Here is an 11,530-nt window from a genome sequence, read left to right as displayed (position 1 = left end):
GGCCGAGGCGGAACAGGTGAGGTGGAACGTGACATTGCTGGAGTCCGTGCACGGACCGGCCGATGTGAAACGCATGGATCACGACCAGCTCGTGCGGCTGGCCGAGGAGATCCGGGAGTTCCTCGTCGACAGGGTCCGCCGGGCGGGCGGGCACCTCGGACCGAACCTGGGCGTGGTCGAACTGACCCTCGCGCTGCACCGGGTGTTCGACTCGCCGACCGACGCCATCGTCTACGACGTCGGCCACCAGAGCTACGTGCACAAGATCGTCACCGGGCGCGCGGACGGTTTCGACCGGCTCCGCCAGCAGGGCGGGGTGTCCGGTTATCCCGCGCGCGGGGAGAGCGAGCACGACCTGGTGGAGAACAGTCACGCGTCGACCGCTCTGTCCTATGTGGACGGCTTGGCCAAGGCCTTCCAGCTCTCCGGCGGCGGCCGCCACGCGGTCGCGGTCGTCGGGGACGGCGCGCTGACCGGCGGGATGTGCTGGGAGGCGCTGAACAACATCGCCGCCGAACCGCACCGGCCGGTGGTGATCGTGGTCAACGACAACGGCCGTTCGTACTCGCCGACGATCGGCGGCCTCGCCGAGCACCTCGCGTCGCTGCGCCTGCAGCCCGGCTACGAGCGGTTCCTGGACGGCGGCCGGGAACTGCTCAAGCACACCCCGGTGGTGGGCAAGCCGATCTACGCCGCCCTGCACGCCGCGAAGGCGGGCATCAAGGACGCGCTCAGCCCGCAGGTGATGTTCTCCGACCTCGGCCTGAAGTACCTCGGCCCGGTCGACGGCCACGACATCGCCGCGCTGGAGAAGGCGCTGCACAGCGCGAAGTCGTTCGGCGGGCCGGTCATCGTGCACGCGGTCACCGAGAAGGGCCACGGTTACCCGCCCGCGGTGAACCACGAGGCCGACCAGATGCACCAGACCGATCCGATCGACCCGGACACCGGGCTGCCCAAGCCCAAGGGGCTGAGCTGGACCTCGGTCTTCGGCGCCGAACTGGCCGCGATCGGGGACGAGCGCCCGGACGTCGTCGCGATCACCGCGGCGATGCTGCGGTCGACCGGACTGGACAAGTTCGCGGACAAGTTCCCGGAGCGCTGGTTCGACGTGGGCATCGCCGAGCAGCACGCGATGACCTCGGCCGCCGGGCTCGCCATGGGCGGGATGCACCCGGTGGTCGCGGTCTACTCGACGTTCCTGAACCGCGCGTTCGACCAGCTGCTGATGGATGTCGCGCTGCACCGCCAGCCGGTGACCGTGGTGCTGGACCGCGCCGGGATCACCGGTCCGGACGGGCCCAGCCACCACGGCATGTGGGACCTCTCCCTGCTGGGCATGGTGCCCGGCATCCGGGTGGCCGCCCCCCGCGACGCCGGGACTCTCCGCGAAGAACTGCGCGAGGCCGTGGCCGTCTCCGACGGCCCGACCGTGCTCCGCTTCTCCAAGGGCAGCGTGGCGGAGTCCGTTCCCGCCGTCGAACGGATCGGCCCGGTCGACGTGCTCCGCCGCCCGGCGGCGGAATCCGAGGCCGACGTGCTCCTGGCCGCGGTCGGCGCGTTCGCCCCGCTCGGGCTGGCCGTCGCGAACCGGCTCGCCGATCAGGGCATCGGGGTGACCGTGGTCGATCCGCGCTGGGTGCTGCCGGTTCCGGGCGAACTGGTCGCGCTCGCCGAGCAGCACAAGCTCGTGGTCACCGTCGAGGACAGCGGGCGGCACGGCGGTTTCGGCTCCGCGCTCGCCGCCGCGTTCCGCGACGCCAACTGTGCGGTGCCGCTGCGTGACCTCGCGGTGCCGCAGCGTTTCCTGGACCACGGTTCCCGGGACGAGGTGCTCGCCGAGGTCGGCCTGACCGCGCAGGACGTCGCGCGCAAGGTCACCGAATGGGTCGCCAACCTCCTCCCCGACCCGCAGCGCGACCCCACCCCGGAACCCACCCGCCCCCAACCCGCCCAGGACTGACTCACCGGTCGTCCCCCAATGCGGCTTTCGGTACCTTCAACGCCCCGAAAGCCGCATTGGGTACATCCAGTGCCCCGAAAGCCGCATTGGGTACATCCAGTGCCCCGAAAGCCACATTGGGGGAACTTCGGTATCCCGCCGGGTGGGGGAGAACGTGGTGATCCACAAGTGTTCCGGGGGCGGGTGGGTTATCGTCTGGCGGTGGACACCCCGGATCCGGTACTCGACAGCCTGCGGGCGGCGGTGGAGTCGGCGCCGGCGGACATCCCGCTGCGCCTGCATCTCGCGGAGTTGCTCCTGGGGCGCGGCGTGCGCGAGGAGGCGGTCGGCCACATCGCCACCGCGCTCGCGGCCGAACCGGCGAACCAGGCAGCGGCCGCCCTGATGGCCCGCGCGCTGGGCGCGCCCGCGCCCCCGAAGCCCGCCGAAGAACCGTTCAACTGGTCGGCCGCGGAATCCCAGCTCGCCGACGTCGTTCCCCCGAAGTTCGTGGAGGAGCCGGTGTCCGGCGAGGCCGACACCGAGCAGCTGATGCTCGACGTGGAGCGCTCGAGCGTCCGGCTCGACGACGTGGGCGGGATGGCCGAGGTCAAGAAGCGGCTCAACGCCGCGTTCCTCGCGCCGATGCGCAATCCGAAGCTCCGCGAGCTGTACGGGAAGAGCCTGCGCGGCGGGCTGCTGCTGTACGGCCCGCCGGGGTGCGGCAAGACCTTCCTGGCCAAGGCGGTGGCCGGGGAACTCGGGGCGAAGTTCCTGTCCGTGGGCCTCAACGAGGTGCTGGACATGTGGCTGGGCAAGTCCGAGCGCAACGTGCACGACGTGTTCGCGCGGGCGCGGCTCAACGCGCCGTGCGTGCTGTTCTTCGACGAGCTGGACGGCGTGGGGCAGAAGCGGTCGCAGTTGCGGGGCGGCGGGGTGCGCAACGTGGTGAACCAGCTGCTCGCCGAGCTGGACGGGGTTTCGGAGGGCAATGACGGGGTCTTCGTGCTCGCCGCGACCAACACGCCGTGGGACGTCGATGTCGCGCTGCGCCGGCCTGGGCGGTTCGATCGCACGGTGCTCGTGCTGCCGCCGGACGAACCCGCGCGCCGGGCGATCTTCGAGTACCACCTGCGGGACCGGCCGGTCGCCGGGATCAACCTGAGCGCGCTCGCCAAGCGCACCGAAGGCATGTCCGGCGCGGATCTGGCGCACATCTGCGAAACCGCGGCGGAACGGGCGCTGATCTCGTCCGTGGAGAGCGGGGAGGTGCGGATGATCGGCATGCCCGATCTGCTGGCCGCCGTCGGCGAGGTCGCCCCGTCCACCGGCGCCTGGTTCGCCACCGCGCGCAATGTCGCGATGTACGCCAACCAGGACGGTACGTACGACGACCTGCTCGCCTACCTGAAGCGAAACAGGCTGCTGTGAGCGGCAGACCGGACCCGGCGGACCCGGCGCGGCGGATCGTCGCGCTGCTGGAGCTGAACCGGCTCGACCGCGCCCGCGCCGAACTCGCCGCGGAGCTCGCGCGGGACCCGGAATCCGGGCTGTGGTGGCATTTGCTCGCGCTGACCGAACTGCAGGCGGGGAACTGCCCCGAAGCGCTCGACGCCGTGCGGCAGGCGATCGGCGCCGGGTGCGACACGGCCGACGTGCTCGCCTCGCAGGCGCGCATCCTCGCCGTGATGGACCGGGACGCCGAAGCGGTCGAGGTGGCCGGGCGGGTCCTGGCGCTCGAACCGGACCACGTCGAGGCGCATATCGTGATCGCGCGCCTGCTCGCGATCGGCAAGCGGGAGTACGAACGCGCGCTGTACCACGCACGGCGGGCCCGCGCGCTGGCGCCGGACAGCCCGGAAGCGCACGCGGTGCTCGGAATCGTCATGCTCAGCAAGGGATCCTGGCGGCTGGCGGGCCGGGCGCGCGATCCATTGCGGACCGCCACCCGGCTGGATCCATCCAATGTGGACGCACTGCACGGGCTCGCGCTGGCCGATCTGCGGCGGCGCCGCCCGGCGCGCGCGATCCGCGGGTTCGCCTCGGTGCTGCAACTCGCGCCGCAGTCCACAGTGGCCGCCTACAACCTGCCGCTCGCGGTGTGGGTGTACCTGATGCGGCTGCGGTGGACGGTGCTCGGCCTGCTGCTGCTGGCCATGTCCGGCGCGATCGTCGCCGGGCGCGCCGACGGAGTGTGGGCCGGTGCGGTCGCGCACGTCGCGGCGTCGGCGATCGTCGCCGGTGCGGCCTGGCTGCTGCTGGCCCGCCGGACCGTGCGAACCTTCCCGGACGGGATGCGCACCGCCGCGGTGACCCTGCTGCGCCACGACCGCCTGGCGCGGCCCGTGGTGCTCGGCAAGCTCTGGGTGGTGTTCTGCTGCCTGGTGCTGACCAGCGTGCCGTGGTGGCATCCGGGATTGCTCGGGTTCTGCGCGGTCGCCGGGTATTTCGGCTATCTCGCCTGCCTGATGGTCGCCCGGTTCCGGCTGGGCAAGTTGAACCGGGCGACCGAGGCCGAGCGTCAGGCCGCCTGGTCGACCGTCGCGCTGACCTGAACGTGCTCCTCGCGTCCGGCCGGGACCCAGCGGGGGCCTTCGGGACCGAAAGCCGCGCGGGGTTCCGGGAAGACCGTGATCAGCACGGGGTAGAGGATCGCGGCGGTGAGCAGGGTGCACGGCAGGCTCACGTCCACGCCACCGGCGATGTCCCGCAGCGGTCCGGCGATCATCGGGGTGTTCGCGGTGAGCAGGCCCAGTGCCGTCGCCGGGAGCCAGGCCGCCATCGCGCGCCAGTTCACGCCGCGGGTGAACCAGTACCGGCCGCCCTTGCGGCGCTGGTTGAACACCTGCAGATCGTCTGCGTCGTAGAAACCGCGCCGGGTCCAGTAACCGATCATCATGATCACCATCCACGGTGACGTGCACAGCACGATCAGGGTGGCGAACGCGTTGATGCTGCTGACCATGTCGAGCGCGAAGTTGCCGACGAAGATGAACGCGACCGACAACGTCCCGATGAGCAGGGTCGCCCGCACCCGGGACAGCCGCACGAAGATCGAGCTGAAGTCCAGGCCGGTGCCGTACAGCGCGGTCGTCCCGGTGGACAGGCCGCCGATCAGCGCGACCACGATCAGCGGAACCGCGTACCAGAGCGGGGAAATCCCGGTCAGCCCGGCGATGTAGTCGCCCGGATCGGCGACCAGGGTCGCGGTGGCGATGCCGAACCCGAACGGCAGCAGGGTCGCCAGCTGCGCCAGGAACGGCGCGGCGAGCAGGCTGCGGGGCCGATGGGCGGCCGGGATGTACCGGGACCAGTCACCGAGGAACGCGCCGAACGATATCGGGTTCGCCAGCACGGTCAGCGCGGCCAGGATCCAGGTCGGCCAGAACGAACCGAGCACGTAGTTCCCGGTGCCCGCGAAACCCGCGTCGAAGCGGCCGCCGTAGGCCACGACGCCCAGCAGCATGATCGCGGTGCCGAGCACCACCGCGATCCGGTTGATCAACAGCATGAACCGGTACCCGTACACGCACACCACGAGCGTGGTCACCGCGATCACGCCGTAGGCCACCCCGCGCAGCACCGCGCCGCCGTCGACGCCGAACAGCCGTCGCGCCGCACCGGCCACCGCGTCCCCGCTCACCCACACCGAGATCGAGAAGAACGTGATCGCGGTGAGCAGGGACAGGAACGAGCCGACGCACCGGCCCACCACGCCGAAATGCGCACCCGAGGACACCGCGTTGTTGGTCCGGGTCCGCGGCCCGAACAACGCCATCGGGGAGAGCACGCACGCGCCGACGACGACCCCGGTCGCGGTCGCCGCGACGGCCGCCCAGAAGCTCAGCCCGTACGCGATCGGCAGCGTGCCCAGGATGATGGTGGCGAACGTGTTCGCCCCGCCGAAGGCCAGCCGGAACAGATCGCGGGGCCGCGAAGTCTGCTCGGCGGGCGGAATCGGCGCGATGCCGTGGGTTTCGACCTCGGTCACGCGTGGGACACTGGCCACAGTGGACTCCTTAGCGGCGGGTCATCACGTGCTTGACGCGGGTGTACTCGGCGAACGAGTACGCGGAGAGATCCTTGCCGTGCCCGGAATGGCCGAAGCCGCCGTGCGGCATCTCGGCGGCCAGCGGGCCGTGCGTGTTGACCCAGACGCAACCGAAGTCCAGGGCGGCCGAGACCCGCACCGCGCGGGCGTGGTCCCGGGTCCACACCGAGGAAGCGAGGCCGTAGGGCACCCCGTTGGCCAGCGCCAGCGCCTCGGCCTCGTCGCCGAAGGTCTGGACCGTGATCACCGGCCCGAAGATCTCCTCGCGGACGATCTCGTCGTCCTGGCGCAGACCGGTGATCACCGTGGGGGAGAAGAAGAATCCCCGCTCGCCGGTGGGTGTGCCGCCGCACGCGACCGCGGCGTGCGGCGGCAACCGGTCGACCAGCCCGCGCACCCGGTCGAACTGGGCCGCGTTGTTCAACGGGCCGAAATCGGCGCCCGGCCGGTACCGCGCGGCGGCCTTCGTCAGCTCCGCGACGAAGTCGTCGTGGATCGCGGTGTGCACGAGCACCCGGCTGCCCGCGGTGCAGTCCTGGCCCGCGTTGTAGAACGCGGCGCCCGCGATGCCTTCCGCGGCCTCGGCGAGGTCCACGTCGTCGAACACCAGCAGCGGCGCGTTCCCGCCGAGTTCCAGGTGCGTGCGCTTGAGATCGGCGGCGGCGACCGTCGCCACGTCGATCCCGGCCCGGGTGGACCCGGTGATCGACACCAGTTCGGTGACCGGGTGCCGCACCAGCGCCCGCCCGGTGTCCCGGTCGCCGCAGAGCACGTTGAACACGCCACCGGGGAGGAACTCGGCCGCGTGCTTCGCCAGCAGCACGGCCGTGCTGGGCGTGGTCTCCGCGGGTTTGAGGACCACGGTGTTCCCGGCGGCGAGCGCGGGCGCGATCTTCCACACGGCCATCATCAGCGGGTAGTTCCACGGCGCGATCTGCGCGCAGACGCCGATCGGCTCGCGCCGGATCATCGAGGTGTGGCCCGGCAGGTACTCCCCGGCCGCGGAGCCTTCCAGCAGCCGCGCCGCGCCCGCGAAGAAGCGCAGTGCGCTCACGCTCTCCGGGATCTCCTCGTCCAGCAGCACGCGGCGGATCTTCCCGGTCTCGGCGATTTCCGCGTCGGCGAACTCCCCGGCGTGGTTCTCCAGCGCGTCCGCGATCTTCAGCAGCGCGTGCTGGCGCTGCGCGGGCGTGGTGCGGCGCCACGAACCGAAAGCCCGGTGCGCCGCGGTCAGCGCGGCGTCCACATCGGACTCCTCGGACAGGACGCTGTGCCCGGTGATCTCGCCGGTGGCGGGATCGGTCAGCGGAAGCGTGCGATCACCGGCCGCGGCGGATTCCCGGCCGTCGACGAAATTGCGTACCGTCACGTCAGTGCTCCAGGTGGGTCGGTGCGAACATGCGCAGCAGGGCGGGCAGTACCACGACGTTCGGCCCCGGCTCGCGCAGCGCGGCCGCCAGGTCGGCGCCGATGGTGTCTACTGTGGACAAAGTCGCGGGCACGCCGAAGGCCTTGGCCAGCGCGACGAAATCGGGGCGGGCGAGTTCGGTCGAGGTGGTCTCGCCGAACGCGCCGGTGAGGTATTCGCGCAGGATCCCGTACCCGCCGTCGTCCACGATCAGCCAGGTGACGTTCAGCCCGTGCTGCACGGCGGTCGCCAGCTCGCCCAGGCCGTACATGGCGCCGCCGTCGCCGGAGACCGCGAGCACCGGCCCGCCGGTCGCCGCGGCGGCGCCGAGCGCGCCGGGCAGCCCGTACCCGAGCCCGCCCGCGCCCTGCGCGGTGTGCATCGGCGCGCCGTCGGCGTTCCAGGCCGACCAGGCCCAGTAACCGAGGATGGTCATGTCCCAGAAGCTCGGCGTGCCCTCCGGTAGCGCGGCGCGCACGTCGGCGAGTACCCGGCGTTCCAGTGCCAGATCCTGGCCGTCGAGCCGGGTCCGCACGCGGTCCAGCAACGCGGCGACCTTCGCTTCGGCGCGACCGTCGGCCGGACGCGCGGTCACCTCGCCGGTCAGGGCGGCCAGGGCGCGCCGGGCGTCGGCGTGGATGCCGAGCGCCGGATGGTTGGCTTCCAGCTTTCCCACATCCGCTTCGACCTGGATCATCCGGCCGCGCGGGGCGAACCGGTGGTAGTTGCTGGTCAGCTCGCCGAGCCCGGAACCCAGGACCAGCAACACGTCGGCGTCGGCGAGGAACTCGGTGGAATGCCAGTCCTCCAGCCAGGACTGGCCGGACAGCGGATGGTCCCAGCCGAACACCCCCTTGGCGCCGAACGTGGACAGCACCGGGGCGCGCAGTTTCTCCGCACACGCAACGAGTTCCGCGTGCGCACCCGCCCGCGCGACGCCGCCACCGGCGAGGATCACCGGGTTCTCCGCCGCGTCCAGGAGCCGGGCGGCTTCGGCGATCAGCTCGGGCAGCGGGGCCAGGGGAGCGGGTGCGGCGGTGGCCGAGGTGATCGGCGGCAGCGCGGCCGGGGCGAGCAGGACGTCCTGCGGGATCTCCACCCAGACCGGCCCGAACGGCGCGGTGGCCGCGGCTTCCCAGGCCGCCCGCAGGGCCGTCGGGATCTGGCTCGCCGTGCGGACCACGTGCACCGATTTGACGACTTCCCGGAAGCTGGCCGACTGGTCGGGCAGTTCGTGCAGGTAGCCGTGCCGCCCGCCGCCGAGCCCGGCCGCCGGGATCTGGCTGGAGATGCCGAGCACCGGCACCGAGGCGGCCCGGGATTCCTGCAGCGAAGCCAAGGTCAGCAGCGCGCCCGGTCCGGTCGAGACGATCATCGGGGTGACCGGGACCGGGCCGTGCGGATCCGCGCCGAGCCGGGCCCGCGCGTGGCCGTCCGCGGCGAACGCGAGGTTGTTCTCCACGCGCGAGCCGATCAGTCGCAGGTCCGGCGCGCGGCGCAGCGCCTCGAACAGGCCGAGCGCGTGCTGGCCCGGCAGCCCGAACACGGTGTCCGCGCCGAGCGCGCGCAGCGTCTCGACGACCAGATCGCCGCCGATCCGGCTCACTTCGATCCGTCCAGGGCGAGCAGGCTGACCAGGTCGTAGGCGACGTGCGAGGCGGCGATCGCGGTGATCTCGGCGTGGTCGTAGGCCGGGGCCAGTTCGACCACGTCCGCGCCGATCAGGTTGCATCCGGCGAGGCCGCGCAGGATCTCCAGCAGTTCGCGGCTGGTCATCCCGCCCGCCTCGGGGGTGCCGGTGCCGGGCGCGTGCGCCGGGTCCAGCACGTCGATGTCCACCGAGACGTACAGCGGCCGATCGCCGATCCGCTGCCGCAGCGCGTCCACGGTCTCCGCGACACCGCGCCGCAGCACGTCGCCCGAGGTGACGATCCCGAAGCCGAGCCGCCGGTCCTCTTCGAGATCCCGCTTGCCGTACAACGGCCCTCGAGTGCCCACATGAGACAGTGCGCTGGTGTCCAGGATGCCTTCCTCGGACGCGCGGCGGAACGGGGTGCCGTGCGTGTAGGGCTCGCCGAAGTAGGTGTCCCAGGTGTCCAGGTGCGCGTCGAAGTGCAGCAGCGCGACCGGCCCGTGCTTCCGGGCGGCGGCGCGCAGCAGGGGCAGCGCGATGGTGTGGTCGCCGCCGACGGTGACCAGTTTCGTGCCGTCCGCGGTCAGCGCCTCGGCCTCGTGCTGCAGGGTTTCGATGGCCTCGCCGATGTTGAACGGGTTGATCGCGATGTCCCCGGCGTCCACCACCTGGGTCGCGGCGAACGGGGACACGTCCAGTTCCGGGTGGTACGGGCGGAGCAGGCGGCTGGCTTCGCGCACGGCCGCCGGGCCGAACCGCGCGCCGGGCCGGTAGGAAACCCCGGCGTCGAACGGAACCCCGGCCACGGCCACGTCGGCGCGGTCGACCTGATCGGCACGCGGCAGCCGGGCGAAGGTGGCGAACCCGGCGAACCGGGGCACCTTCGACGAGTCGACGGGTCCGATCGGGGACTGTGCGGTCACTGGCTCCTGCCTTTCTCGTTACGCCGAAACCGGTTCGGCGGGGTTCGGTTCTTCGCTGCCGCCGCTCAGGCGGCTGGTCCAGGTGCGCAGTACGGCGTCCGGCGTGCGCGGGGTCGCCAGGCTGACCACGACGTAGGCGAGCAGGCTCGCGCCGAGCCCGTAGTAGATCGGTTCGTTCGCGTCCAGGCCCTCGAAGATCATGGACACGATGACGACCACCGAGCCGACGCTCATCGAGGCCAGCGCGCCCGCCCGGGTGCCGCGGCGCCAGAACAGCGCGCCGAGGATGGCCACCAGCAAGCCGCCGACCAGCACGTTGTAGGCGACCGTCAGCGCGGACACCACGTCGTCCACGATCATCGCGATGGCGATCGCCAGCACGCCGAGCAGCAGCGTGGTCAGCCGGTTGGCGTTCACTTCGGACAGTCGCGAAGAGACAGTCCGGTTCGGGCGGAACTTGGCCAGCAGATCGGCGGTGGTCACCGTGGAGCACGCGATGAGCGCGCCGCTCGAGGTGGACATCAGGGCGGACAGCGCGGCGGCGAGCACCAGCCCGCGCAGCCCGGTCGGCAGCAGGTCCTCGACGATCGTGGCGAACGCGTCCTGCGCGCTGGCCAGCTGCGGGTAGAGGGCCTTGGCCGCGGTGCCGATCAGCGCGCCCGCGACGCCGTAGGCCAGGCAGTAGACGCCGGAGATGATCCCGCCCGCGGTCGCCACCTTCGGCGTGCGCGCGGTGAACACGCGCTGCCAGATGTCCTGCCCGATCAGCAGGCCGAAGCTGTAGGTCACCAGGTAGGTGACGATCGTCGCGCCGCCGATGCTGCCGAAGTCGAAGAAGCTCGCGTCCAGCCGGTCGGCCATCCCGCCGAACCCACCGGCCGAGCTGAGCGCCACCGGCAGCAGGACGAACAGGATGCCGATCGTCTTGATCACGAACTGGGCGATGTCGGTGAGCGTGATCGACCACATCCCGCCCAGCACCGAGTACAGCACCACGATCGAACCGCCGATCACGATCCCGGCGAGGCTGGGCAGGTCGAACAGGACCTTGAAGATCGTCGCGAAGGCCAGGGTCGAGGTGACCGTGAGCATCAGCGTGTACGCCCACATGACCACCCCGGAGATGGTGGTGGTCGAACCGCCGTAGCGCAGGTCGAGCATCTCGCCGACGGTGTAGACCTTGAGCTTCACCAGGCGGCGGGCGAACAGCGCGTGCAGCACCAGGATGCCGAGGCCGATGGCGATCACCAGCCAGGCGCCGGAGATGCCGTAGGTGTAGCCGAGTTTGACGCCGCCGACGGTCGACGCGCCGCCGAGCACCACCGCCGACATCGTGCCCGAGTACATGAACCAGCCGAGTCTCCGGCCCGCGACCAGGTAGTCGCTCTTGGTCTTGGCCAGGCGCAGGCCGAACCAGCCGATCGCGATCATGCCTGCGATGTAGAGCGCGATCACCGCGTAGTCACCGGCCACGGTGTTCCTCCTCGAACGGGGCTGTTCGGGCAACCGTAGGTTCGCCTGCCGTTTGATTTGAATGGGATGGTTTGGCCCAATGTGACGTAGTCTCTGGATG

At 71.4% G+C, this 11,530-nt stretch carries 8 protein-coding genes; 3 read left to right on the top strand and 5 right to left on the bottom strand.

All coding sequences use genetic code 11. From position 1 onward, the window contains the following. The first annotated feature begins 28 nt into the window (after positions 1-28). The 3 genes from dxs to FXO23_RS39140 all read left to right on the top strand — a co-directional run bounded on the left by dxs (position 29) and on the right by FXO23_RS39140 (position 4,497). Positions 29-1,963: a 1-deoxy-D-xylulose-5-phosphate synthase gene (gene dxs / locus FXO23_RS39150; protein ID WP_158891907.1), complete on the top strand. Its 1,935-nt coding sequence runs from the start codon at positions 29-31 to the stop codon at positions 1,961-1,963. 201 nt (positions 1,964-2,164) lie between these two features. Beyond that, positions 2,165-3,373 (top strand): ATP-binding protein, encoded by a 1,209-nt coding sequence (locus FXO23_RS39145; RefSeq protein WP_158891905.1) that lies wholly within the window; start codon positions 2,165-2,167, stop codon positions 3,371-3,373. Then, complete coding sequence (locus tag FXO23_RS39140; protein WP_158891903.1) at positions 3,370-4,497, top strand: tetratricopeptide repeat protein; 1,128 nt, start codon at positions 3,370-3,372, stop codon at positions 4,495-4,497. The genes FXO23_RS39145 and FXO23_RS39140 overlap by 4 nt, the downstream gene beginning before the upstream one ends. On the opposite strand, the gene FXO23_RS39135 is transcribed toward FXO23_RS39140, so the two are convergent. From FXO23_RS39135 to FXO23_RS39115, 5 genes are read right to left on the bottom strand one after another with little or no spacing between them, the layout of a single operon-like run. After that, the gene (locus tag FXO23_RS39135) at positions 4,464-5,933 is read right to left on the bottom strand and encodes a purine-cytosine permease family protein (RefSeq protein ID WP_179957005.1); all 1,470 of its coding nucleotides are present in this window, start codon (positions 5,931-5,933) and stop codon (positions 4,464-4,466) included. The genes FXO23_RS39140 and FXO23_RS39135 overlap by 34 nt on opposite strands. Before the next feature lie 28 nt (positions 5,934-5,961). Further along, the gene (locus FXO23_RS39130; RefSeq protein WP_158891900.1) at positions 5,962-7,362 is read right to left on the bottom strand and encodes an aminobutyraldehyde dehydrogenase; all 1,401 of its coding nucleotides are present in this window, start codon (positions 7,360-7,362) and stop codon (positions 5,962-5,964) included. A 1-nt stretch (position 7,363) separates the two neighbouring features. Further along, on the bottom strand, positions 7,364-9,007 hold the full coding sequence (locus FXO23_RS39125; protein WP_158891898.1) for a thiamine pyrophosphate-binding protein: 1,644 nt from the start codon (positions 9,005-9,007) through the stop codon (positions 7,364-7,366). Beyond that, on the bottom strand, positions 9,004-9,957 hold the full coding sequence (gene speB, locus FXO23_RS39120; protein ID WP_179957004.1) for an agmatinase: 954 nt from the start codon (positions 9,955-9,957) through the stop codon (positions 9,004-9,006). Before speB ends, FXO23_RS39125 begins: the two co-directional genes overlap by 4 nt. Positions 9,958-9,975: 18 nt before the next feature. Continuing rightward, complete coding sequence (locus FXO23_RS39115) at positions 9,976-11,430, bottom strand: sodium:solute symporter family protein (protein ID WP_158891896.1); 1,455 nt, start codon at positions 11,428-11,430, stop codon at positions 9,976-9,978. Positions 11,431-11,530 lie beyond the last annotated feature (100 nt).

This window comes from Amycolatopsis anabasis (assembly GCF_009765355.1).
GTDB classification, from domain to species: domain Bacteria; phylum Actinomycetota; class Actinomycetes; order Mycobacteriales; family Pseudonocardiaceae; genus Amycolatopsis; species Amycolatopsis anabasis.
Note: the sequence above shows the minus strand (reverse complement) of the source record. Positions and strands in the feature narration are given on the sequence as shown.